23 protein-coding genes and 1 riboswitch are annotated in these 26291 nt (G+C 47.1%); of the genes, 7 read left to right on the top strand and 16 right to left on the bottom strand.

The genetic code is table 11. From position 1 onward, the window contains the following. Window positions 1–131 precede the first annotated feature (131 nt). A complete protein-coding gene (locus HMPREF3190_RS04315; RefSeq protein ID WP_066780721.1) occupies window positions 132–809 on the top strand; it encodes a type II toxin-antitoxin system RelB/DinJ family antitoxin in 678 nt (225 codons plus the stop codon). After that, window positions 809–1186, top strand: a complete 378-nt coding sequence (locus HMPREF3190_RS04310) for a PIN domain-containing protein (RefSeq protein ID WP_066780719.1) — start codon at window positions 809–811, stop codon at window positions 1184–1186. The genes HMPREF3190_RS04315 and HMPREF3190_RS04310 overlap by 1 nt, the downstream gene beginning before the upstream one ends. A gap of 436 nt (window positions 1187–1622) precedes the next feature. On the opposite strand, the gene atpC is transcribed toward HMPREF3190_RS04310, so the two are convergent. From atpC to HMPREF3190_RS04220, 16 genes are all read right to left on the bottom strand, one after another. Continuing rightward, on the bottom strand, window positions 1623–2036 hold the full coding sequence (gene atpC / locus HMPREF3190_RS04300; RefSeq protein ID WP_066780716.1) for an ATP synthase F1 subunit epsilon: 414 nt from the start codon (window positions 2034–2036) through the stop codon (window positions 1623–1625). Then, window positions 2029–3492, bottom strand: a complete 1464-nt coding sequence (gene atpD / locus HMPREF3190_RS04295) for a F0F1 ATP synthase subunit beta (protein WP_066780715.1) — start codon at window positions 3490–3492, stop codon at window positions 2029–2031. Before atpD ends, atpC begins: the two co-directional genes overlap by 8 nt. Further along, window positions 3493–4416 (bottom strand): ATP synthase F1 subunit gamma, encoded by a 924-nt coding sequence (gene atpG, locus HMPREF3190_RS04290; protein ID WP_066780714.1) that lies wholly within the window; start codon window positions 4414–4416, stop codon window positions 3493–3495. A gap of 12 nt (window positions 4417–4428) precedes the next feature. Then, entirely contained in the window at window positions 4429–6000 is a 1572-nt protein-coding gene (atpA, locus tag HMPREF3190_RS04285) for a F0F1 ATP synthase subunit alpha (RefSeq protein ID WP_449675093.1), read from the bottom strand. Window positions 6001–6011: 11 nt separating this feature from the next. Continuing rightward, window positions 6012–6578, bottom strand: a complete 567-nt coding sequence (atpH, locus tag HMPREF3190_RS04280) for an ATP synthase F1 subunit delta (protein ID WP_066780713.1) — start codon at window positions 6576–6578, stop codon at window positions 6012–6014. Continuing rightward, complete coding sequence (atpF, locus tag HMPREF3190_RS04275; RefSeq protein ID WP_066780712.1) at window positions 6568–7176, bottom strand: F0F1 ATP synthase subunit B; 609 nt, start codon at window positions 7174–7176, stop codon at window positions 6568–6570. Before atpF ends, atpH begins: the two co-directional genes overlap by 11 nt. A 41-nt stretch (window positions 7177–7217) precedes the next feature. Next, window positions 7218–7418: an ATP synthase F0 subunit C gene (atpE, locus tag HMPREF3190_RS04270; protein WP_066780778.1), complete on the bottom strand. Its 201-nt coding sequence runs from the start codon at window positions 7416–7418 to the stop codon at window positions 7218–7220. A gap of 195 nt (window positions 7419–7613) precedes the next feature. After that, entirely contained in the window at window positions 7614–8399 is a 786-nt protein-coding gene (atpB, locus tag HMPREF3190_RS04265) for a F0F1 ATP synthase subunit A (RefSeq protein WP_066780711.1), read from the bottom strand. Between the two features lie 503 nt (window positions 8400–8902). Further along, the gene (gene upp, locus HMPREF3190_RS04255) at window positions 8903–9553 is read right to left on the bottom strand and encodes a uracil phosphoribosyltransferase (RefSeq protein ID WP_066780707.1); all 651 of its coding nucleotides are present in this window, start codon (window positions 9551–9553) and stop codon (window positions 8903–8905) included. 300 nt (window positions 9554–9853) lie between these two features. Next, window positions 9854–11107: a serine hydroxymethyltransferase gene (gene glyA / locus HMPREF3190_RS04250; RefSeq protein WP_066780705.1), complete on the bottom strand. Its 1254-nt coding sequence runs from the start codon at window positions 11105–11107 to the stop codon at window positions 9854–9856. A gap of 176 nt (window positions 11108–11283) precedes the next feature. Continuing rightward, window positions 11284–11763 (bottom strand): ribose 5-phosphate isomerase B, encoded by a 480-nt coding sequence (rpiB, locus tag HMPREF3190_RS04245; protein ID WP_066780703.1) that lies wholly within the window; start codon window positions 11761–11763, stop codon window positions 11284–11286. Window positions 11764–11845: 82 nt separating this feature from the next. Next, window positions 11846–13342 carry a glycerol kinase GlpK gene (glpK, locus tag HMPREF3190_RS04240; RefSeq protein ID WP_066780701.1) on the bottom strand — a complete coding sequence of 499 codons (1497 nt, stop codon included), beginning with the start codon at window positions 13340–13342 and terminating at the stop codon, window positions 11846–11848. A 1-nt stretch (window position 13343) separates the two neighbouring features. After that, window positions 13344–14720 (bottom strand): alpha/beta fold hydrolase, encoded by a 1377-nt coding sequence (locus tag HMPREF3190_RS04235; protein ID WP_066780699.1) that lies wholly within the window; start codon window positions 14718–14720, stop codon window positions 13344–13346. Window positions 14721–14987: 267 nt separating this feature from the next. Then, a complete protein-coding gene (locus tag HMPREF3190_RS04230; protein ID WP_066780698.1) occupies window positions 14988–17816 on the bottom strand; it encodes an FAD-dependent protein in 2829 nt (942 codons plus the stop codon). Between the two features lie 11 nt (window positions 17817–17827). After that, entirely contained in the window at window positions 17828–19456 is a 1629-nt protein-coding gene (locus HMPREF3190_RS04225; protein ID WP_066780697.1) for an NAD(P)/FAD-dependent oxidoreductase, read from the bottom strand. 231 nt (window positions 19457–19687) lie between these two features. Beyond that, window positions 19688–20206: a MarR family transcriptional regulator gene (locus HMPREF3190_RS04220; protein WP_082715156.1), complete on the bottom strand. Its 519-nt coding sequence runs from the start codon at window positions 20204–20206 to the stop codon at window positions 19688–19690. Window positions 20207–20377: 171 nt separating this feature from the next. Here HMPREF3190_RS04220 and HMPREF3190_RS04210 point away from each other — a divergent pair, with 171 nt between their 5' ends. From HMPREF3190_RS04210 to HMPREF3190_RS04190, 5 genes are all read left to right on the top strand, one after another. Beyond that, a complete protein-coding gene (locus tag HMPREF3190_RS04210) occupies window positions 20378–22396 on the top strand; it encodes a hypothetical protein (protein ID WP_449676184.1) in 2019 nt (672 codons plus the stop codon). A 99-nt stretch (window positions 22397–22495) separates the two neighbouring features. Next, a riboswitch (FMN riboswitch) is annotated at window positions 22496–22686 on the top strand. A gap of 115 nt (window positions 22687–22801) precedes the next feature. Next, window positions 22802–23389 (top strand): ECF transporter S component, encoded by a 588-nt coding sequence (locus tag HMPREF3190_RS04205; protein ID WP_066780694.1) that lies wholly within the window; start codon window positions 22802–22804, stop codon window positions 23387–23389. A gap of 111 nt (window positions 23390–23500) precedes the next feature. Beyond that, window positions 23501–24340: an energy-coupling factor transporter ATPase gene (locus tag HMPREF3190_RS04200; protein WP_449676182.1), complete on the top strand. Its 840-nt coding sequence runs from the start codon at window positions 23501–23503 to the stop codon at window positions 24338–24340. Beyond that, entirely contained in the window at window positions 24316–25500 is a 1185-nt protein-coding gene (locus tag HMPREF3190_RS04195) for an ATP-binding cassette domain-containing protein (protein ID WP_066780692.1), read from the top strand. The genes HMPREF3190_RS04200 and HMPREF3190_RS04195 overlap by 25 nt, the downstream gene beginning before the upstream one ends. Then, window positions 25493–26287, top strand: a complete 795-nt coding sequence (locus HMPREF3190_RS04190; protein ID WP_066780690.1) for an energy-coupling factor transporter transmembrane component T family protein — start codon at window positions 25493–25495, stop codon at window positions 26285–26287. The genes HMPREF3190_RS04195 and HMPREF3190_RS04190 overlap by 8 nt, the downstream gene beginning before the upstream one ends. Window positions 26288–26291 lie beyond the last annotated feature (4 nt).

The following is a 26291-nucleotide window of genomic DNA, read 5'->3' as shown; positions in this document are numbered from 1 at the left end:
GACAAAACGAAATGTAATACAATGGAATTACAGTTTTCAGTCTCATAACGTTCATGTTATGAGAGCGATAACTATACGTAGAAAAATCGAACTTAAAAAGTGTAGCACAAAACATATAGAAAAGGCTGTTCATGCATAAGGATTCCTTATTACAAACACGCGTAAGAAGCGAACTAAAACAAGCGGCAGATGAATTGTTTTGTTCAATGGGGCTAACAACTTCTGATGCTATTCGTATTTTCATTACTGAATGCGTCTCAAAACAATGCTTCCCTTTTGAAATTACGCCATCAACTAAAACGGGCAGTGGAAAGGATTTTGGCATCTTAAGTCCGTATGCCTCACCCATGAAGCGTGCAAAAGAGCGTGATGCATGGATTAGCGCACTTGTTTCTGCTCCTGAACTGATGATTGGTGAGGGGCTTATTGGCGATACGAATATTGAGGGTGATAGAACGTACAATCTTTCCGATGATGAATGTGAAGAATTTCAAGGATCCGATGATACTACCAGAGCACTTCCCTTTGACAACGAGCTATTTGCAGGGCTTGTCAACGATGAGCCTCTCTATAGAAACGAACATAACCCATCGAAACAAAACAATGCGAGCATGAATGCAGGTACTATAAGCAATTCAAAGAAAGAAAACTTGTCAGGCACGCAAGCTAAACAAAATACGAGTCCTCTGCCAGCTCGTCAACGTAAACCAGCTGCTACATCCCATGATGCTGGACACACAACAAGCTCATCACATGTGCTTAAAAAACCATTGCTTAGTGAAAATTATCATTTTAACAAGGAGAAATAATGCATACGATTATTGATGAATCAGTATTGTTGCGTTATCTGTTAAACGACGACAAAGTGAACTCGCGCAAAGCGCGCTCAATTATTGCCTCGGGAAATGCAAGAACGTATCCCGAATACCTTGCACGCTGCGCGATTACCTTGCGCGATGTGTACCGCGTGCCGCGCTCGATGATTGGAACTGTGCTGCTTTCGGTATTAAGCGAGATCAACATCAGTGAACCCAAAATTGTAGAGTATGCCATACGCTTGTTTGCCTCCAGCGCGCTTGACTTCTCGGACTGCATGACCTTAGCGCGCAACGCCATTGCTGGAAACCCCATTCTTAGCTTTAACCGCCCAATTATGAAGAAAAGCCTGTTCATTGAGGGTATGTAGCATCCTTATACGAAGGGATGTACGTTATCGTTAAAGAAGCATAAAGCGTGGATGCGTGAAACGCATGCGCGGTAGCTACAACAAGTAGGCAAGCGTGTTAGTGGCAGCACGCAAAAACGATAAGGTCACGGTACGTGGCTTCAAGGTGCACGCTTAGTGATGGGCGCAGGTATTAGGCCTGTTAGCAGGTACTTTTGACATATCAGCAAACCAAACATGTTGAAATTAGTAGTGCTGCGTCCCAACCACATAAGAAACTACACCCAACAGAAAAAGGCTTTGGCGTGGAGCCAAAGCCTTTCACGTGATACATCTGGTATATCGAAGCTGCGCGCCGCAACACCAAGCGCCGCAACTGCACGCCCCAGCTCAACGTTGCAAGGGCAAACGCTGCAGCCCAGCGCGGTACAGCAACAAACGCTGCAGCCCAGCGCACCTATGCGCTTTGCTTCTCAAACCACGCAATTTTCTCCTCAAGTGCGCGCACTTGAATGGGGTTGTTCGTGCGATATTCGCTGGTCATTTCCTGAAACTGACCACGCAATTGCTCAAGTTGCTGCGCAGCATCGGCCTTATCAACCTTCTCGCGTAACACAGCATAACGCGGCAAAACACGCAATGTTGTTCCAATAACTTCCGCAATGCCGCCCGAGACGATATAGTGCATCTCATTCGCAGCGCCATCGTCAGTGCGAATGGTAAGCGCACCAGCTCCAAGCAAAGAAACAGAACCAGCATGACCTGCCATAACGCCAAAATCTCCATCAGCACCAGGCACGCCAACATAACTTACGTCACCTGCGTAAAGCTGTTCTGTAGGAGTAGCAATCACGCAATGGAACTTAGTCATGAGCTTCTTCCTTTTTCATCTTCTCGTGAGCTGCATAAACATCCTCAATTGAGCCTTTCATACGGAAGCATTGCTCGGGGATGTCGTCGCATTTACCATCGAGAATAGCGGCAAAAGAACGTACCGTATCTTCCAGCTTAACATACTGACCAGGTAATCCTGTGAACTGCTCGGCAACATGGAAGCACTGACCAAAGAATTGCTGCGCTTTACGCGCACGGTTAACGGTAAGTTTCTGCTCTTCAGAAAGCTCGTCCATACCAAGAATGGCAATGATGTCTTGCAAGTCTTTGTAGTTTTGCAGCAACTCTTGGATGCCAACCGCAACACGATAGTGCTCAGCACCAACAATTTGTGGGTCAAGAGCGCGCGAAGACGACTCCAGCGGGTCAACAGCAGGATAAATTCCCAGTTCAGCAATAGAACGCGACAAAACAGTACGCGCATCAAGGTGCGTAAACGTCGTTGCAGGCGCAGGGTCGGTTAAGTCGTCAGCAGGCACGTAAACAGCCTGTACTGAAGTAATAGAACCCGTTTTCGTTGACGTAATGCGCTCTTGCAAGTCGCCCATTTCGGTAGCAAGCGTAGGCTGATAACCTACAGCAGATGGCATACGTCCTAACAGGGCTGACACTTCTGAACCAGCTTGCGTGAAACGGAAGATGTTGTCGATGAACAACAACACATCTTGGCCCTGATCGCGGAAGTACTCAGCTTCGGTAAGACCTGCCAAGCCAACGCGTAAACGTGCTCCAGGAGGCTCATTCATCTGGCCATATACCAGACATGTTTTATTCACAACACCTGATTCGCTCATCTCAAGGAACAGGTCGGTACCTTCACGCGTACGCTCGCCTACACCCGTAAATACCGAGGTGCCGCCGTGCTCTTGCGCCAGGTTGTTAATAAGTTCCTGAATGATAACGGTTTTTCCAACGCCAGCGCCACCAAACAAACCGGTTTTACCGCCGCGTACAAACGGCTCAATAAGGTCGATGGCCTTAATACCTGTTTCAAAAATTTCAGTTGTCGTAGAAAGTTCCTCGTATGAAGGAGCGCTACGATGAATAGGCATGTAACCCTCAATGTCATCAGGAACAGGCTTTTCATCAACAGGCTCACCCATTACATTCCAAATGCGCCCCAAAGTTTGAGGGCCAACAGGCATCATAATCGGATGACCTGTGTCTTGAACTTCAAGACCGCGTACCAAGCCATCAGTTGATGACATGGCTACAGAGCGAACAAGGTTACCTGGAAGGTGTGTTTCTACTTCAAGCACAACGTGCAAGCTGCCTGCTTGCGTCTCTGCATCCACAGTAAGAGCATTATAAATTGCAGGAATTTGCTCAGGTGGAAACTCAACGTCAACAACAGGACCAACAATACGCACAATACGTCCCTTTGCACCCAGGGTTGCCTTTAGCTCCTCTCGTGTAAATAGATTTTGACTCATTTAATCCTCCAAAGCTGCGGCGCCGCCAACAATTTCATTAATTTCAGTAGTAATAGCACCTTGACGTTCACGATTGAATAAGCGCGTAAGCGTTTCAACCATGTCATTTGCATTATCGGTAGCTGATTTCATAGCGCTACGACGCGCGCCTTGCTCGGCAGCAGCCGAGTCGACCAGCGCAAAATACACTTCCGTGCTTAAAAATTCACGCAACAAATAGCGCATCGTAGTTTCTGCATCGGGCTCAAACTCAACATCAACATGATGCTTATCTGCGAATTCATCGGGAACACTATCGTGTGAGCCGTGATGATTAAGCCCCAGCAAAACCGATAAACGCTCCTCGGGAATAGGCAGCAAGGTTTCTTTCACTAAACGTTGCTCGGCGCTATTTTTCGCGTGGTTAAACAGCAACAGTGCTTTATCGATAGAACCGTTCATATACGCGTCGTACACATAATGTGCAATTTCACAAGCCTCATCAAAAGTTGGATCGGCCGATAAATTCTGAAACGCAAGCACGGTTTCAATACCACGATACTGCAAGTAACCATGCCCTTTTTTGCCACACGAAATGACATCGGTTTCAATACCGTTGCGTTTATTGTCGCGAATAATACCTTCTGCATAGCGCAAAATGGTGCTGTTAAAGCCACCTGCTAAGCCTCTGTCAGACGTCATAATAACCAACGCAACGCGTTTAACTTCATCATGACGCGAGCTTAAGGCTTCAAGTGCCTCGGGTGCACTTTGAGCAGTACGTTGAAGTGCCTCACTCAAAGCGCTTGCCCAAGGAATTGACTGCTCCATACGTGACGTAGCGCGCCTGATCTTTGCAGCTGCTACCATTTCCATGGTACGCGTAATTTGCTTGGTTGACGTAACGGAACCAATGCGTCGTTCTATGTCGTGAAGATTAGGCATACGCGCGCCGCCTTACTCACTGGGCGCGAACTGGGTTTTAAAGCTCCCAATTGCCGCGTCAAGTGCCGTTTTTGTTTCATCGCTAAATTTCTTTTCCTGCTGCACGGTATCAATCAAGTTTTGAGCATTCGCATGCAAATACTCCAGCAGTTCAGTACGGAAACGAACCGTATCTGACACAGGAATATCGTCAAGATAGCCTTGCGCACCAGCATAAATAGCAATACTTTGATCCATGAATGACAGCGGCACATAGCGACCTTGCTTCAAGAGCTCGGTCATGTGTGCACCACGATTCAACTGATCTTGCGTTGCTTTATCGAGGTCGCTACCAAATTGCGTAAACGCTTGCAGTTCACGATACGCTGCTAAGTCGAGGCGCAACGTACCAGCTACCGACTTCATTGCCTTTGTTTGAGCAGAACCACCAACGCGCGATACCGACAAACCTACGTTTACAGCAGGGCGCTGACCTTGGAAAAATTGGTCAGTTGACAGATAGATTTGCCCGTCGGTAATTGAAATGACGTTCGTAGGAATATAGGCTGATACGTCACCAGCTTGCGTTTCGATAATCGGCAAAGCTGTCATTGAACCAAGACCGTATTCTTCTGACATCTTAACAGCGCGCTCGAGCAAGCGTGAATGCAGGTAGAAAATATCGCCAGGATACGCTTCGCGTCCAGGTGGACGGCGCAGTGTAAGCGACATTTGACGATACGCAACAGCTTGCTTCGACAGATCATCGTAGATAATAAGAACGTGACGACCAGGATTTTTAGGACCTGCAGGTTTGCCATCTTCACCGTTATACACAAAGTATTCACCAATAGCAGCGCCAGCCATAGGAGCGATATACTGCAACGGTGCAGAATCGGCTGCGGTTGCTGACACGATAATGGTGTAATCCATAGCGCCAAAACGATCAAGCGTTTCTGCGACGCCCGCAACCGTTGATGCCTTTTGACCAACTGCAACATAAATGCAGATCATGTTCTGGCCTTTTTGGTTGATGATGGCGTCAATGGCAATAGCGGTTTTACCTGTTTGACGGTCGCCAATAATAAGCTCGCGCTGACCACGTCCAATAGGCACCATCGCGTCAATCGGCAAGATACCTGTTTGCATTGGCTCGTGAACAGGCTTACGGCTAATTACGCCTGGAGCTTTGAATTCAACCGGACGATAGCCTTCAGCTTCGATGGCACCTTTGCCATCGATAGGCATACCAAGCGGATTCACAACGCGGCCAAGCATGCCTTTTCCCGAAGGAACTTCCATGATTTTGCCCGTCGTATGAACCTCGTCGTTTTCTTTGATTGCGGTGACATCTCCCAGCAAAACAGCGCCAACTTCATCTTCCTCAAGATTTTGAGCAAGACCGTACACTTTTTTGCCATTCGATCCAACAAATTCCAACAGCTCGCCTGCCATAGCGCCTTTTAAGCCATCAACACGCGCAATACCGTCGCCAACTTGAATAACAGTACCAACTTCGCGCGAATCAACGCCTACTTCTAAGTTTTCAAGCTGCTTGCGTAAGGCCTGATCGATTGAACTTGCGGTAATTTCAGTCACTAGCATTCACCTCCACCTTATGCTCGTTTAAGCTGGTCACGATAAATTTCAAGACGCGATTTCACACTCGCATCAATACATTTACCTTGAGCACTTAAAATAATTCCACCAAGAAGTGAGCGATCGACTCGCTCGTCTAACACAACACGCATGCAAAGATCGGCTTCGACTTTGTTCGTAATAAGCTCGCGCAGGTGATCGTCAAGCGCTACTGCACTGGTAACGGACACAACACAAAGCTTCAACTCTGAAACAATAAGCTGTTCGAAAGCTTGCTGTACCGCAGGACACAGCGCAAGTTCGCCGCGCTGCGCCATAACACCCAACACATCTTTAAGAAGCGTATCGGCAGGTGTGGAATCGAAAATAGATGCCACAAGCTGCATTTTTTGTGCGTCGCTTAGCGCAGAATCTTGTATCGTTTGTGCAATTTGAGAATCGGAGCGCAATGCACGGCACAGTTCCTGCAAACGAACGCGCACATTCAGCACGCTTTCAAGCTTTTGCTCAGCATACGCTGCATCGAAAAGAGTACGTGCATAAACAGCAATTTGCTTTTTTTGAACAAGTCGATTATTTGTCATTGAAGCTACCCGCCTCACGTACATAACGTTCAATGAGAGCGCGATGCTCCTCATCGGACAAATCATGCTCAATTAAACGTGATGACACCGAGAGCGACAAATCGACAACCGAAGCTTGCAACTGCGTAATAGCAGCTTTCTTTTCGGTTTCAATAGCGCTGCGTGCTTTTTCGATAAGAGCTTCCGCTTCGCGTTGCGCCTGTTCAGTAAGTGCAGCTTTCGTAGCTTCTCCCGTTTGCTTTGCATCAGCTACAATTTTTGCAGCAGTTTGTTTTGCTTCGTCGAGTTCTTTTTTGTACTCTTCAAGCAGGCGTTCAGAATCCATGCGCGCGTTTTCTGATTGCTCAAGCGCGTCACGAATAGACTGCTCACGCTTGGTAAGCATCTCTTCAAACAGCGGCCATCCAAATTTACCTAAAATGATAAGCAGAATAATAAAAGCAACTGCCATCGGGATAAATTCAACCATATCGGGAAGAATAACCGCTATTCCCTGTTTCGATTCGGCATAGGCAAGCGTAGGAGAAGCAAAGAGCGCACTACCTGCAAGAGCGCACGTAGCTAAGGGCAACCATGCTCTTTTATATGCTTTCTTCACTGAGTAACCTCCTTTTGCTTTTGATAGCTGTCAAAAGTCGATTACAAAATGAATGCAAGAACGAAACCAAGAAGTGCCAGTGCTTCTACCAAAGCAGCTCCCAGGATGAAGGCGGTAAACAGACGTCCTGCCATTTCAGGCTGACGAGCTGTACCAACGCACATACCATAGCAGGCAATGCCAATACCAATTCCAGGGCCGATAACAGACAAGCCGTAACCGACAAGCTTCAAAGCGCTCATGACAAAGATAGTTTCCACAATGTCCTCCTTTTGCCGTCTTTGAGTTCCTCAAAGACACCGCGTTTACTTTATCGTCAACGGCTGTGGAATAGTGCCGATGATACCGATCAAAACACTGCAATACTACAATGCTGCAATATTGCAAGCGGCGTATCGTGCCGCCAATCGACGTGTGAGCACGAATGCTCGGTGTGCCTAGTGCTCAGAAACCGCCAACTGAATATACACAGCTGACAAAATCGTAAACACATAAGCTTGCAAAAATGCAACCAGTGTTTCAAGTGCATACAGAGCAATAAGGAACAACATCCAAACAATAGAAATGCCGCCTACTGCGGGAAATGCACCTTCAATAACTGATTGAATGAATGAGAAAATAAATACTGAAAACATGCCAAGTGCCATGTGACCAGCAAACATATTACCGTACAGTCGAACAGAAAGCGTTAATGCACGCAAAACCATCGACACGAATTCGAAAAACCAAATGATAGGTACCATAAAAATAGGAAGTCCGCTGGGAGCAATTGATTTAATATAACCCCAGCCACCGTGAGCTTTAATACCCCAGTAGTTGAAATAGATAAACGAAATAATACCAAGTGCCCACGTGACACTAATAGAACCCGTAGGCGTTTTGCAACCAGGAATAAGACCAACAACGTTAGAAATAAGAATGAAGAAAAAGAGTGTTGCAAGGAAAGGAACATGACGCTTATAACCATGCCCGATAGTTTCTTCACTAACATCACGGCGAATGAATTGGTAGCCGTATTCAACCATATTGATGAACTTGTTATGAGGAACCATCTGCAATTTGCGACCAACAACCAACACAACAATCAGCGTAAGCGCAAACGTAATGAACATCCAAAAAATGTATTGTGTAATTCCCGCAGAACCAAATGATGCCACGAACGCTGAATCAAATGATTCTTTCAACTCGGGAACGTAACCTTTAACGATGTCGAGAGGGTTCACAACATTCCTTTCTGTATGGCTTTACACTACCTGTGTAAAGCTAGCGCCTTAAAAGCTTACGTACACTATAAAGTATCGCAATAACAACAAGTGCGAAAAATTCTGCAAGTACAAATGGTAGTACAACGCTGCGCCGCGCGAAGATCAAGCACAACGAAGCACTGCCAGCTAAAATTGCAAATGACAATACAAAAGCAGCGAAAAACAACGCTAAATACGTGCTTGAATTCGTTATCGAGGAACGACGTGCATATTCGTTGGCACCATACAGGGGGACAAATCCTAACACGCCTGATAGGAACCCAGCGCATAAAGCAAGTATCATGCACCCCTCCGTAAAACACTCACAACATTTCACACACAGCGCTTATTATACCTGTATCAACCCACATTTGCATCGACAATTTAAAAGCAATTATCGAGGACAGCAAACGGATAACACGGTTTATAAAGAGCTGCTACACAACGTTCTATACAATGTGCTGCACAATGTGCTGACAGGCTTATTTCGTACCAAAAATTCTGTCACCAGCATCACCAAGACCAGGCATAATGTAACAATCACTGTTCATGCCATCGTCAATAGCACAGGTAAAAATAGTAACCGCGGGGTCGTGTTCAAGAACTGCTTGAATGCCTTCAGGTGCTGCCACAATAACAGCCAGCTTGATGTTTTTTACTCCCTGTTTGCGCAGATAGCTAAGCGCTGCCGTAGCAGATCCGCCCGTTGCAAGCATAGGATCAACCACCAACACATCACGCGATGCAATATCTTCAGGCATTTTTGCATAATACTCGTGTGGTTCGTGTGTTGTTTCGTCGCGATACATTCCCAAATGTCCTACTTTAGCAGCAGGCATAAGCTCAAGCATACCCTCAACCATACCAAGCCCGGCACGCAAAATAGGCACAATAGCAAGCTTTTTACCTTGTAGTGTTTTACAATGCGCGGTGCAAAGCGGTGTTTCAACCTTGCAATCAGTAAGCGGCAGATCGCGCGTTGCTTCATACCCTTCAAAGAGTGCAAGCTCACGAACTAATTCGCGAAATTGCTTCGAGGGTGTTGTTTTATCACGCAGCAGCGATAATTTATGTTGCACCATAGGATGCTCAACAACTACTACTCGCTCTCCAAACGTGTGCTTCTGTGTCATAGCAATCCTTTCTCATTTGCATGTAAGCTTATATTACCAGCTTATAGAGTAAACCACCGATGTTGTACTGAGTGATAAGCACGATGGGTACCATACGCACTGCACAAGCCTAAAAGGGGTGAAAGCTGTGTGCATGTATGCATTATTGTACGCACATTTGCAATCGTTTTACCAGTTTGTCTTTGGTTTTCTGCTTCTACATAACAACGGCCAGCATCACGTATGATGCCGACCGTATATGGCCATATGTAGTATAGCGTATTTAAGCGCATTTCATCGCGCACATACGCACCGAAACGCTTAATAATCAAACTCGGGATACAGCGGATGAGCTTGAATAAGAGCCTGCGTTTGCTGGCGAACGCGATCGAGTTCTGCCTGATCATTGGCAGCAAATAAGGTTTTTGCGATGCACGAACCGATGGTGTAGAACTCATCCTCGTTAAAGCCGCGCGTGGTGCCAGCTGCCGTTCCAACACGAATACCGCTGGTCACAAAGGGAGACAGCTGTTCGTGAGGAATTGTGTTCTTGTTGACGGTTAAGCCAACCGACTCAAGCAGCTTTTCAGCATCTTTACCAGTTACATGAGCAGGTGTAACGTCAACAAGACACAAATGGTTGTCGGTACCACCTGTTACTAAGCGCAAGCCGCCCTCGCTCATAGCACGACCCATAGCAGCGCAGTTCGCGATAATACGCTGGCCGTACTCTTTGAAGCTGGGTTGCAAGCATTCGCCCAGCGCAACGGCTTTTGCTGCAATGACGTGCATCAAAGGGCCGCCTTGCGTTCCGGGGAACACTGCTGAGTTAATCTTTTTCGCCAGTTCTTCGCTGTTTGTGAGAATCATGCCGCCACGAGGCCCACGCAGCGTTTTATGCGTTGTCGTAGTAACAATATCGGCATAAGGAACAGGGCTTGGATGCAAACCAACTGCCACAAGACCAGCAATATGAGCCATATCTACCATCAAATACGCACCATGAGCATGCGCAATTTCGCCAAGACGTTCAAAATCGATAATACGCGGATATGCCGACGCGCCTGCCACGATAAGTTTAGGATTGTGCTCGGTGGTCAAACGCTCAATTTCATCGTAGTCGATACGTTCTTCTTCGTTTAAGCCGTACGGAATTACATTATATAATTTGCCTGAGAAATTAGCTTTTGATCCGTGTGTGAGATGACCACCGTTATCAAGACTCATACCCAAAACGGTATCGCCCGGCTTTACAACCGCCATATACGCTGCATAATTAGCCTGCGCACCCGAGTGAGGTTGCACGTTTGCAAACTTGCAACCAAATAGTTGACAAGCGCGTTCAATTGCGAGCGTTTCAACGATGTCTACTTTTTCACATCCGCCATAATAGCGCTTGCCAGGATACCCCTCTGCATACTTATTGGTTAACACTGAGCCCATTGCTTGCATTACAGCTGGTGAAACAATGTTTTCAGAAGCAATCAGCTCGATTGTTCCGCGCTGACGATTAAGTTCTGCCTTTAGTGCAGCCGCTACTTCTGGGTCTTCAGCTGCAACATAGTTCAAAGTCATGTGGTCTCCTAACCTCGCATACAAACAGCGTCTTATGCGCACGGGCGCAGGGTACGTGCTTGCCTTTGTGTAGTTCTACTTTAAGAAAGTACGAACCGAAAAGCGCGTGAGAGGAGTATTTTTTCTGTTACTGGTATAAATTTCACTGCGTACGGCAGCAAACAGGGCGAAGCGGGCTACTGTCCTTGCTGCGTGTCGTGAGCAGGAGAAGCGTCCGCATGTGCATCGAGTGCCATCATTTTTTCCACACGAGCACTATGACGCCCACCAGCAAATTCGGTGTTCAAAAACGCATCAACAATCTGGCGGTTGGTATCGACATCTACAAAACGCCCTGAAAGTGTAATGATATTAGCGTCGTTGTGTTCGCGGCACAACACCGCAAATTGCGGATTGATAACATTGGCGGCGCGAATGCCAGGCACCTTATTGGCGCATATGGCCATACCAATACCAGTTCCACACACGAGTATTCCACGTTGCGCCTGATTATGCGCCACATCGTGCGCAACCACCTGTGCAAAATCGGGATAATCAACGCGCGCATCACTTGACGGTCCGCGATCGATAACCGTATGTCCTTGCTGTGTTAAATATTCTTTGATCTGCTGTTTCATATCAAACCCTGCATGATCACTTGCAAGCGAAATAAGCATAATATCCCTTTCGTTATGAAATTATGGAACGTTTAGTAACATACATACCGTGTAAAGCTGTCGTCATAGTACCACACGTATGTTAATGGTGGTGGCGCACGCAGGCAACAGCATGATGCCACTGCGCGATGAGCCCCTGCGCATATTCGCGCGACGCATTCGGCATAAAAAACGTATCAGTTTCATGAAACGAGCGCAACGTGTCAAGCGAGTCGAAAAATCCTGTTGAAAGGCCTGCTAAATACGCTGCCCCCAATACGCTACTTTCCAAATTATGGGAACGGCGCAACGGTTTTCCTAGTACATCGCTTTGAAACTGCATCAACACATCGCTTGCACACACGCCGCCATCAACGTTCATACCTTTAATGCTCATACCGCAATCGATTTGCATAGCATCTATCAGGTCGTACACTTGATATGCAATAGAATCAAGTGTGGCGCGTACAATATGAGCCGCACGCGTTCCCCGCGTGATACCTACAATCGCGCCACGCGCTTGGGCATCCCAATACGGCGCTCCCAAACCAGTAAACGCAGGTACAACGACAACACCCTCGGTGCTTGGGCACGCACGCGCAATAGCATTGGCATCTCGCGCATCCTTCACAATGCCAAGCGCATCATGAAGCCACGTAATAAGCGCGCCACCCATAAACGCACTGCCTTCCAGTACATACTGCGCCTCACGTGTGCCAGCAGGCAGCGCTGCAAGGGTTGTAAGCAAGCCTGAACTGGAGAAATACGGCTTGTTTCCCGTATGCATAAGAAGAAAACATCCCGTGCCGTAAGTAGTTTTCGCCTGCTGTTTTTCAAAGCAACACTGCCCAAAAAGAGCTGCTTGTTGATCGCCTACACAGGCGCATACGCGCGCACCTAAAGCAGCGCAATCGCAGGTAATAGTACAAATTTCTCCTGATGACGGTACAACATCAGGCAGCAAGGAATGAGGAATGTCGAACAGTTGCAGCATGGCGCTATCCCAACACTGTTCGGTTATGTTATAAAGCATGGTGCGGCACGCATTCGTAGGGTCGGTAACGTGACACGCTCCTTTTGTAAGGTTCCATAAAATCCACGAATCGATAGTGCCAAACGCCAAATGACCCTGTTCAGCAAGGGTACGTGCCTGAGGTATTGAATCGAGAATCCAGCGAATTTTTCCTGCTGAAAAATATGCATCGGGAATAAGCCCTGTGCACATTTGCACGTTGTGCGCTACAAGAGGATCGCCACACACCGCGTCAATAATAGCTGATGAACGTCTACATTGCCATACGATGGCGTTGCATAAGGGCTTCCCCGTGCGCTTATCCCACACGACTGTTGTTTCTCGCTGATTAGTAAGCGCAATACCTGCAATTTGTTTCACGGATAACTGAAATCGTGCACACAAAGCATTCAGTGCTGTTATCTGCGCATTCCATACTTCATACGCGTCCTGTTCAACCCAACCTGGTTGCGGATAAATTTGGCGAATAGCTTTACGCTCGAAGCCGCATATGTGCCCTTGCGCGTTCACCAGGCACGCGCGTGCCGATGTGGTGCCTTCGTCTAACGCGATGATGTACTTGTCCATGTTATGCCTTCTGACGTGGGGGAACGGATGGTGGGGCCGCAATTGTTTCGTGCGTGCTGCTTGGTTGCGCAGGCGGTTGACCTGCGGGAACGTGGAGTGCAGCGTCGTCAAACCATGCAACGATGGCGCTAACAACGTCGGGCGCGCAATCTTCGTTGAGCACTTCATGGCGCGCGTTATCGTATAAGCGAACCGTCACGCGTGAAAATCCTGCTTTGACCAGCGACTTCGCAGCTTGCATAACCCCTTTTCCACGATTACCAACCACATCGTCGATACCTGAGCAAAACAAAATTGCAACGTGAGCAAAGGTATCAGATGAGGGTGCGGACGCGCACGTAAATGACGTAATAGTACAGGTTTCTTCACGCCGAATGTGTGGATGTGGGGTTTGTGACGTGCTAAAAGCGTGTGTCGATCCAGCGGTCTGTGGTGATTCTGCGGTCTGTGGTGATTCTGCGGCTTGTGACGTCTGTAATGCCTGACAATCGTGCTGTTTAGAAAAAATACGCGGCGTTTCAGTAGCAATCGCGCGCAACACATGACTTGTTACCAAATAGGATGAAACGCTAAAAGGCGCTCCACATAACGGATCGTGCAGATAGGCATCGACAACCTGCGGATTTCGCGATAACCAGTCGAAAGGCGTGCGCGCGGGTTGAAACGCTTTCGCATAAGCTCCTGCTCCGAGTGCATCTATGAAACGCGAACAATAGTGTTCGTTGTGCAGCGCTATCAGCAAACGTGTAAGTGCACTTCCTACAATGCGCAGAACAGGACTTACTTGGCCTGCTCCTGTAAGGGCAACGGCACTCACATCAGGCTTAAAGCGCGCGAGAAATGCTCGTGCCAGAAAACTACCTAGCGAATGCCCCAGCAAAAAATGCGGCGTAGACGATGCATAACAGCTGTTCACAAGCGTAAAGAGTGTATGTTCATCGGCCAGAAGACCATCAACATCTTCTTTAAGCGGAATATGTCCAAGCTCCGTATTATCGGGAACGCTTTTACCATGACCAGGCATATCCATGCCAAAAACAACATAGCCCTGCGCGGTTAATTGGCGCGCTACATGGGAATATCGTCCAAGGTGCTCGCACATGCCGTGCATGAGCTGTATCGTGCCACGAACGCGAGGGAGTGCAGGTGGTACGGGCACGGCGGATTGAGCGGGCATGGCGGATTTGGATGCGGGAACATAATTGGCGCTTGCAGGCGCTGACGTGTTTACGCTGGTAGCGTCCTCGTGTTCTTCATCATACGACTGTGGAACACGCGCAAGAGTCAGTGGAATATCCTGATCATCAGGCACCCACAACAAACAATGCAGCTGATAAGGTAACCGCGCAGATGGAATAGTAAACGATAACGATTTCATGCGCACTCCTTGTTGTAGTGTAATACCTGGTGGCAGGTGGTGTTGCATTGTGTCATCTGGTGCCAAGTAATGTTGCATTGTCGCCGGTAATGCAACGTGGCGTTACACTGGCGCAGCTGGATGCAACGTAGTGTTGCATTGGCGCAGGTAGTTCTCCGTGTAATTACAATCTCACCGTTCACGCTACGCGAAATTGCATCATCGCTGTTCGCGCTACATAAAATTGCATTCTCACCGTTCACTTCACGTAACGTTACCGGGTGCACATCACTGCTCGGCATCGATAATCCGCTGAATATCTGCCAGCGAAATACTGCCTTCACGCAAACAACGTAACTGCGACTGTGTACAATCAATGACACTTGATGCAAGCCCTGATCCGTGCAGTGCAGATGTCCCCATTATAGCAGACACATTATGTCGTAAATGCTCATCGATGTCAGCCAAGCTGGCAACATCATGTTCACTCGACATATTTGCCGAGGTTGTGCACAACGGACTTCCCAGTTCATGGATAAGATCAAGCACGTCAAATGAAGCAGGCATACGAAGCGCTATGCTTCCCTGTGGCGACACGTACGCACGCGGCACCTGCGGAGATGCTTTCACGATAAGCGTAAGCGCCCCAGGCCAAAACGTCTTAATAACGGCGTCAATCCACGGAGGTAAACATGTTCCGTAACGATATACATCGGTATATGAACCCACCAGCCACGCGATAGGTTTAGTAGCAGGACGGTGTTTTAACGTATATAAAATAGAAGGTGAAGAGGCGTGCAATACAGAAACGCCCAGGCCACAAACGGTATCGGTAGGGAAAATAGCTGGCTTACCTGCACGCAGGACATCTATGCCCTGTACCCAGGTGGAACAGTGTTGAAGTGCATCGCTTTCGTGATGTGCCGTGGAATGCGGCGCATCTGGTGATGCTGGAGTATTAACTGCAGGCGCAGCGAATGACGCTTGAGGATTGATTGCAGGTGTAACAGATGATGTCTGAGGATCGATTGCAGGCGCGATGTGGTAATACGTATCAGCAAGCTGCTGAGCTACGCGCAAGCCGTCCACTGCAGCGCTCATAATGCCACCTGCATAACCCGCGCCTTCCCCACAAGGATAAATACCTGTTGAAACGCTCGAATGCTTATAATATGCCTGATAAAAAGTACTACGGTCAATATGAATAGGGCTCGATGACCGCGTTTCTGGCGCAATGAGCACAGCATCACGATCCGCAAAAGGTGAAAACCGCTGTGCAAGGCGCGTCAGACCTTCCTCCAACGCGTCACTCACAAAAGTGGGGAGCACGTCTCGCATATTGCACGCCACCACACCGCGTGCGTATGACGTGGTTAAATGCGTGTGCTTGACGCAATTATCAAGAAAATCGCCCACGGTTTGCGCAGGCGCTTGATACGGCGTGCCGCCCGCTTGAAGTGCACAATCAAAGGCTTTTTTCTCAAGGGCGCGCTGAAACGCCACACCTGCAAGTGGATGAACACACTCATCAGAATTGGCTAGACCATCAGCAAAATCACGTGGACGAACATTCACCAGCAATGCGCTATTTGCAAATGGAGTATCACGTGCAAATTCACTCATGCCGTTCACCGCCAGATGATTCGCTTCGCTTGACGCACATACCACTTCTCCACCAGGACACATACAAAAGGTATACACGTTGCGACCCTGCGAACACGCACACGCCAATTTATAATCAGCTGCACCAAAATCATGTGAATGTGCGGTCGTAAACTGGGCATTATTGATAAGCTGCTGAGGATGCTCGATGCGCACACCCACTGCAAGCGGCTTTGCTTGCATCGAGATGCCCGAACGAAACGCCATTTCAAAGGTATCACGTGCCGAATTGCCCGGCGCAAAAATACATGCTTCAGTTTTGCATGTCGTAAGCTGCTTGGTGTGAACGTCCATAAACGTAGCAGTATCGATGCGGTTATCGCTTAAACTCCACTCTACAAGCTGCGTATTAAAACGCACGTCAGCTCCCCAATTTTCAAGCATGCGCGTAAGGTTTTTGACTACGTGCACCAACAAATCGGTGCCAATATGCGGCTTTGCGCGCCACAAAATTTCCTCGGGTGCACCAGCGTTCACAAGCCATCGCAATACATGCTTGATGAACGGGCTTTTCGTGCCTGTAGATAGCTTTCCATCGGAGAACGTACCAGCACCACCAGCACCAAACTGAATATTAGTAAGCTCATTTAAAACAGCGCCGTTGCGAAACGCTTGTACAATACGCACGCGCTCGTCGATACCAGCACCGCGCTCAAGCACCAAAGGCTGCAAGCCTGCCTGCGCAAGGTAGAGTGCAGCAAACAAACCAGCAGGTCCAAGGCCTACCACCACAATGCGTTTGCGGTCGGCGATCCGAATATGTTTATCAGAATGCTGGTTGGAAGGCTGTTCAAGCTGGGTTGGCGGCTGTTCAAGCTGGTTTGAAAGTTGTTCGTGCTGGGTTGGCGGCTGTTCGTGATGAGTTAGTAGCTGTTCATTCTGGTCAGCGTGGTAGGTGTGTTGATGTGCTGACTGTTTGTACTGTTCAGATGTGGCATAAAGCAAGCCTGCATGCATCGAATAACGCTCATGAATGCACAGCGGCAGAACAGGATTATACTCACGCACCGTAACATTGTGATGAAACCGCTTTTGAGAAAGCAATTTTTCTTCAATATCGGCAGGAAGTGCAAGCACGCACGAAAACACAAATTGAGGTGTTGATTTCTTACGCGCATCAATGCTGCATCGTGTTATACGAACATGATTCAGCAACGATTCAGAAATGTTTAATGCACGCGCAACAGCGCTTGTAAGCTTAGGAAACTCAACAGGCTTAAAAGGAGACACACTCCCCGTTGAGGCTGTAGAATATCCTACAGAGCCTGATCTCTCGTGAGTATGGCTTTGCGATAATCCACGCGAACAGTCGTAAGAAGTTTTAGACGCATCGCAGCGCTGTTCCTTGGATGCACTGCTGCAAGCTGTTGTGGATGCATCGCAGCACGATGTATTCTGATGTGGAACATACCCACATTGAGCAGGTGTTAAACGAAGTTGAACAAGTTCTATCATATGTTTGTTCCTTACGAAGCATCGCGCCACGTATTTACTGCGCAAGCACCTGCTAATATACCACTTGACCAAGCCCAATGTAAATTAAAACCACCACAACTTGCATCAACATCAAGTGCTTCGCCCACCGCATACAAAGCAGAGCTGTTCGACACGCGCAACGTTTGCGCATCGACCTCGTTTATGGCAATTCCACCGCGCATAACAAGGCACTGATCTGCTTTAACACTTTCGATAGGCAGCCGCATATCACACAAGGCACGCGCCACACACGCAGGTGACGCATTGTTGGAAATTTCCTGAGCACAGAGCACATCCACAAAAGCAGCAGGAAACATGCCATACAACACATCGTTCCAACAGGCTTTTGTGTTAAGGATTTTTACCTGTTCAAGCTTATGTTTAAGAAATTCTGTTGCCTCAGAGATTGGCATGTTCAGCGCATTAATACTTACAACGTCGCCCGCATGCACAAACCTCGACACGTTAAACACCGCGATACCCGATACGCCATAGGAACGAAACAGTACTTCTCCCTGTTCAGAAGCTATAATGCGCGAGGTATTGTTCTGTGTGCGCACAATGTGCACCTGTGCGCGTAAACGTATGGTGTCAAGCTTTTTAAGATTGGGATACGTGCAGATAAGCGAGCCAAGAACAGGAACGCAGGGCACTGTTTTAACGCTGTGACCAAGCAGAGCAAGCGATGTGTGGCTGTGCTTTCCTCCCCACGCTGCAATAACGGCATCAGCGGGATACTTTTTTCCCTCTGACGTGGTAATAGTAAATGATGTAGCGTCTGATAGTACAGAGCTCGACGCCACAAGCTCACTCACTTCCGTTGACGCGTGCATAACGATGCCCAAGCGCTGTGCTGTCTCAATAAGCAGTTCACGTACTGTTTTTGCAGTATTGCTATACGGAAACAACCAACCTTGATCATCACAGCGAAACACCAGTCCAAGATGCGAGAAAAATGATAGTGCAGCATCATATGAGTTCGCATGCGCATGCGGAATACAGGCAATTTCACCATGCAATGCCGCTTGTTGCAAGCGCTCAAGTGCTGTTTTTACGAAAGCACTATTATGAAAATGATGCAATGGATTGTTGCTATCACAAGGGAATCCTGAAAGAACAGATGTGTACGCAGCCTGCGAATTGTGTGCAGCTTGTGGGTTGTGCGCAGCTTGTGGGTTGTACGCAGTGTGTTGATCACGTACACCGCATGTAATTGATGCGCCCTGCACATCGTGTATGGTTTGCGTAGCACATGCGTTGTGTGGATGCTGTGCAAGCTGTGATTCTTGAAGGTACGGTAGTGCTTGTGTCGCTTGTTCTGTGTATTTTTCCTGTTCACAGATATTATTTGCGCCCATCGATGACATGCACGAGCCAAGATCCCACGGAGCAGCTCCTGTACACGCATGCAAAGCTTGCTGTTCATCAGACGACAAAAATGCCTCATGCGAAATATTGCAACGTCCGTTCCCTGTTGCTAAAATACTATGCCCTAGTTTGGCGTGAGCTTCAAAAACATGTATTTGAACAGGTATGTTACACGCACGCGCCTGAAATGCAGCACTGATAGCTGCACATAAGCCAGCCGCTCCGCCTCCAATTACCGCAATATGTTTCACGAAACACTCCTTGCGTTTTTATGTCGCAATCACACAACACTAATGCGATTCTAATACGATTACTGCGTAGGATATATCAGTTTCTGTAATGAACTGGTGTGATAATAATCATGTTTGCTTAAGGTGTCGACTCGTTATTCGCGTAAGGTTGTTATAAACACCCACATGAATCAGCACGCAAAGCAACGTGCATCCATATGAACCCACGTGTGAATCAACGTGTACAGATACTTAAGCAGAAACACCTGAACAGCTGCTATCAGTCTGCGATTTACGCACGTTACGAATAAGTTTATCCAGCAAGTACGCTAGTTGTGCCATTTCGGCATCGCTTAAATGCATACACGACCCCATTTTCACGGGAACACAAAACGCACGTTCACGCAGTGCCATGCCATCAGGCGTAATGCTTACATCTACGCGACGCTCATCTTTTGCGCTGCGGGTTCGCTTAACAAGATTTTTTGCTTCCATTTTCTTTAACAACGGCGTCAGCGTACCAGAATCAAGATACAACTCATTACCCAGTTCACTTACTGAAACGGTCTTTTTTTCCCACAATACCATCATGGTAATGTATTGCGTATACGTAAGCTGCAAGTCGTCCAAAATAGGCCCATAACGTCGTACTACTTCTTTAGCAGCTGCATATAACGGAAAACAGAGCTGATTGCGTAATTGCACAGTTTCTTCAGGTGAAAGCTCATGATCGAACAATTGCGTGTGTTCAAATGTAGGTTCTTCAGACATAATACCGTCCCCTTTTGCCGCCCATGCATTCACCTCAGCTACTCCAGTTGTATTGCGTAAAATGGGGATGGAGTGCATGAATCAAACTATATTATTGTATTACTTGCATATTGTACACAATTAAATATAAAATTCAAAGTCTGCATTTCTCATCATACATAAATTTTCCTTATGGCGTATTATTCGCGTGTTATTGGCGTGTTTTTGGCGTATTTTGTTCCATACGATACATACATCTCCAAGAAAGGGATTGTTATGTATTGCTCGAACTGCAACACCACATATTCCAATGAACGCTTATTTTGCCCAAGCTGCGGACAGCGAATGAGCAACACTTCCTGTATGCCTATTCCCGAAAAAGCTACGCATCAATCGTTAGTATCAGATACACCGAGCGCACAAAGCGCTGTTAAGCCGACATCACCTTCAGGCAACTTATATGCCGATAAGACTTCTGAACAGGAATTACAATTAAATCCGCCTATTATATATGACACCTCGCTTCGAGATTATGCTTCAATGACACCTTGTCTATACAGGAGTTTTGAGCAGGGAATAACATCGAATACGCCTGATGATGCCACTTCGCTCAAACGTCCAGTTGAATCGAACGCTTCTCTTTGCGAAACACCGATTATGCACCACACGTCTCCTTTTGAAAGCACACCATCACACGCGCATAATGTATCACCAGTCACTGCGCTACAACCCGTAACATCACCAACACCACCAGCGTGTGCTTCACCATCTCTCGTGCAGTCAACCACATCATTACCAGCGCAAACGTCAACATCGCTACCATCAGCAGGATTTAACCCATCTCTATCGTCAACAGTACCTGTTTCATCAAGCCCTACGATAACGACACACGTGTCAGCGCCACCAGAAAACGACACCTACATCACACAAGCTCATCATCACACTCATGCGCTCTCCTTAAAACAGGCACTCGATGCACTATACGAGCCCACATCATCCGCTGCAACCAGTAGTCTATCTGCTGATATAAGTACAAAATCTCTTCAGTATAACAATGATAATGACGTAAGCAGTACGCCGCCTGACTTCGAAACGAATACTGGCAATAAACTCACTCGTTGGATACATGTATTATTGAAAAACACACCACCAGGGCATACAAGTACACACACTCCTAACTCAACCATTCATTCCTCTTTACGCGAACTGCAAACGATAGTAGTTGCGATTGCGCTGTGTTGGCCGCTTGGCTTGTACAAATTATGGCGTACCAAAATACCATTGACACCACAAATCAAAGTGCTTACCAGCGCATGCTTTCTGATTCAGAGCACACTTGCACTTACTATCCTTACGGTATGCAGCCCTTATATTCTTGAACAGCAGCCGTTTTCGTTTGTGCGTGCCTACGCGCTTGACCGATTACATGATCCGCAGCATACAAGCAGTGCCCACAATGCGCACGATCGAAGCAAAACTGGAAACACTCCCAGCTTAAACCGTACCAATTCCGACAAAACGCACTCCCCAGATAGAACAGCCGCGGAAAGCAACGCGAAAGCTATTCTTGATGCAAACAAAGGCTCTGCTAGCGCAAGCGCTGCAAACAACACGAGCGAAAACAACTCCGCAAACAGCATAAGCAGCATAAACGGGAACGGCTATGGACTATCGCAAGGAAGTGCCCATAACAGCAACGGAGCACCTACACAAACCACGAGACACCAAAGGGCAAACACCCTTCGTACGAATGCCAATGATGACACGTTACAGTTTAACGAACAGGAAATACTTCGTCTGGCAAGTTTTGCACGTGTGCAACAAGCCACTATATACGCAGCTCTTACACGCGCAGGATTTAAATATCAGCCTCACCTTGGAAGTTGGTGTAATGCTTTAGAAAATTGTGCACTCACAATCAGAGCATCTGATGGCCATGTGATTGACGCAGAAAACCTCAAAGAAGTACATAGTTTTCCCTGCGAAAAGGCATATGTATATTTGGAATGTAAAGTACCATTTTCCTCGCTTGCAGCGTTTGGTGCCTGTATGATCGGCGATTATGAGGGTGTTACCAGCACATATGACAACGATACAACACATAGTTATCGCATAGACACGAATACCGCACTGTCAGCATTTATGACACTAACAAAGAAAGGAGACAGATATTGCGGCATGCTCACATGGATAAAAGCTCCGCCATTGTAACAGGACTGTATTGCGAACCGTTTTAAGTGCTTTTAATAATACTCAGAAAATAATACTTGCGTTTTCAAACATGTGCGAATAAAATTCATCCTCGATGGATTTATGTTTCAGGGCGAGGTGAAATTCCTCACTGGCGGTAACAGAATGCTGCGTTTACATGGTTTTATCCAATACATGCGCATCAAATCTGAAGTCTGCGAGCTGTGTGTAGTGTGGCTTGTACAACCACACACAGTAGATTCGGTGAAAAGCCGAAACCAACGGTATAGTCCGGATGAAAGAGGCAGATGTCAGTCGTAGCACATTCGCGCGATATCTCCAAAGCCCGTAGGTATATTCCTGCGGGCTTTTTTTTGCATCACGAAACTTAAATCAACAAGAAAACGTAACGCAAAAGGAGAAACTATGCAAACTTCACAAGGTACACTTCCAGCACGCTGGAATACGCAACAACTTGTTACCATGGCGTTTATGGCAGCCATTAGCACTGTTCTTTCGTTTATTGAAATACCACTGTTCCCAGCTGCACCATTTCTGAAATACGACCCGTCATTTGTTCCTGCTGTAATGGGTGCGTTTGCTTTTGGACCACTTGCAGGCTGCATTATTAGTTTTGTATCAGTTATCGCGCATGTATTTATAACAAGTAATATTTGGGGCGGCATTATGACCATTGCGTGCGCATGCGCATACCTTGTTCCCCTTGGTTTAGCTGGAAAAACAAGAAATTCAAATGGCCACATTTCAACCGTAAGGCTTATTGTTGGATTCAGTATTGGAAGTTTGGCAATGATTATAGTTGCTTTACTGGGCAATCTCGTAGTAACACCTATTTACACCGGTGCACCGCTACAAAGTATTATTGCTATGATTATTCCTATACTTCTACCATTTAATATTGCAAAGGTGCTGTTGAATTCTATAATAAGTGCGCTTGTATATAAAAGTATTGCAGTATTGTTGCACAAGTATTCATCCCGCAACTCTAAATAATGTGCAATACCGATAGCAGTGCGTTGTGCCTCATTAACGCTCTATATGTTTTATGTATAAAGCGTGACAACAACGCGTGACACATTCACAAGCAGCTGAAGGAGTGCTTTTGTGACCAGCGATAACCCTATCATACGCATACGCAATCTTGGTTTTTCCTATAACGAAAACCACGCTGCACTACATAATATAACGCTGGATATTGCACATGGCGAATTTATATGCGTACTGGGCGCAAACGGTTCGGGTAAATCGACGCTTGCAAAACTAATAAATGGTCTGCTTAAACCTACATCGGGAAGCGTTGAGGTAGACGGGTTATGTACAAGTGACGAACACAATGTGCGCACTATTCGAGCATGCGCAGGCATGGTATTTCAAAATCCAGATGATCAAATTGTAGCAACACGCGTTGAAAACGATGTTGCGTTTGGTCCTGAGAATCTATGTTTACCTGCAGAAACAATCAAACAGCGCGTGAGCGAGTCGCTTGAAGCAGTTGGTATGAGTGGCTTTGAGAAACGAAACACCGCAACATTATCGGGCGGACAGAAACAGCGCCTTGCCATCGCAGGCACGCTGGCAATGCATCCTCGCGTTCTTATTCTTGACGAAGCAACATCAATGATTGATCCGCGCGGGCGCAAAGGGCTTCTAAAAATTTGCCGTGAACTGCATAAACAAGGAATCACGCTGATCATGATTACGCACGATATACAAGAAGCACTGCATGCTGAACGTATTTTAATTCTTGATAAGGGACATCTTTCTGTTGATACAACACCGCAGCACTTGCTAAGCCATTGGCGCGCATTGGCAACGTCGCATTTAGAATTACCGTTTTCGGCAGAACTGATAACGGAGCTTAATAAACAAGGCTTTCATTTTGAAACAACACTAACGCAATCGCAGCTTGAGGACGCTTTATGTCAATTACATTCACAGAGGTAAGTTTTACCTATCAAACGCTTACACGCAGGCAGCGCGCCCGTCTTGTGGCTGAAAGCGCACTCCATAACGAAAATAAGTACGTGATTCATGGAAACGGCACTGGGAACAAAAGCAGGAGCAAACACGACCAAGCATATGATACTCACATGGAGCAAACAGGTAACTCATCTGGAGAAATGAACCCATACGAGAAAAACACCACCAACCAACAAGCAACCGCGAGAAACGCCATGCCTGCCGTGTCATCAGTGCCATCTGAACCAACTACTTCGGCCATACCATCTGCACAAACTCCCCCACCCCACTCTACCAGCGCTCAACAATGGGGCGAAACTCCTCATACGCCTTGGGCGTTGCAAAACGTTTCTTTCTCAATTGAAAAAGGAATGTTCATAGGCTTAGCAGGGCACACCGGCAGTGGAAAAAGCACCCTGTTGCAGCACATGAATGGCCTGTTCACACCCACATGTGGCACAGTAAGCGTCGATGGATTTTCCACACACAACAAAAAACACAAGAAAGAAATTATTAAGCGCGTAGGACTGATTTTTCAATATCCTGAACGACAGCTTTTCGCACCAACCGTTGCCGAAGACATTGCTTTTGGCCCACGTAATTTAGGGCTTACTCCTCATGAAGTGAATAAACGCGTTGCATGGGCACTGGAGCACGTTCATCTTAATCCGTCAGAATATATGCACAAAAGCCCTTTTGAGCTATCGGGGGGTATTCAGCGGCGTGTTGCAATTGCAGGTGTGTTAGCAATGCAACCTCACTACGTAATTGCTGATGAACCTGCTGCTGGGCTTGACCCTGCTGCAAAGCGTACGCTGTTAGAGCTGTTCAAAAACCTGAATTCTGAAGGTGTGAGCATTATTATGGCGTCACACAATATGAACGACCTTGCACAATATTGCTCGCGTGTGCTGGTGCTGAACAAGGGACAGCAACTGTGTTTTGATACGCCTGAAGTGGTCTTTTCACCAGAAAACGAACACACGCTGCGTTCTGTTGGGCTTGAAATTCCAGATCTATACGCATGTGCTGCACGCTTGCGAAAACAAGGCATTCCACTTACGTATCCTACTGCGCATACGACACATGAACTTGCAGAACAGCTAGCATACATTCTTAACCACAAGGCAGCGCAGCATGGGTAAATTACCAGGTCAAGATTTGTACTGCGACACCAATAGTATCATTCATCGCCTGGATGCGCGCTTCAAAATTCTAGCTTCGCTGGTGCTGATGATTGTGATTTTGAACGCCTCTACGCCGCTTTCCCTTGCGCTTTGCGTAGTTTCACTAGGCATTTTACTTGCACTAACGCGCATACGCATAGGAAGCATCATGCGTGCGGTGTTGCCACTGGTGTTTTTTGTTGTGATAAGCGCACTGCTCAATTTGTATGCACATCAAACAGGAAATGTTGTGTTTACCTGGAACTTTATGCGAATTACTGACGATGGAATTCATGCAAGCTTATTTTTCGGCTGCCGTATGATTGTATTGTTGCTATCAGCAAGCATTATTCCGCTGAGCACCAGCACCTTGGATATTAGCGATGCAACGGAACGTCTGATGATGCCGCTCACGCGCTTCAAAGTGCCTGCTCACGAAATTGGCATCATGCTTGGAATTGTATTGCGCTTTTTGCCTGAACTAGCGCAAGAACTTCACCATTTATACGCTGCACAAATAAGCCGCGGCGTTTACCTGCGTAAGCGATCGCGCATACCGCTTTTGCTGTCACTGTTAGTTCCCCTGTTCACGAGCGCACTGCGCCATGCAGACGCACTTTCAGGAGCAATGGAAGCACGCTGCTTTGCGCCCACGTATGAGCGCAGCAGGCTGTATCCCTTTCACATGGGAAAACATGAGCTAATTGCAGCGGGAATCGTGGTGCTTATGAGCGCATGCATTCTACTTGCAAATCTGTACGCATAGGTAG

Source organism: Umbribacter vaginalis, assembly GCA_001552935.1.
Taxonomy (GTDB): Bacteria; Actinomycetota; Coriobacteriia; order Coriobacteriales; family Eggerthellaceae; genus Berryella; species Berryella vaginalis.
Note: the sequence above shows the minus strand (reverse complement) of the source record. Positions and strands in the feature narration are given on the sequence as shown.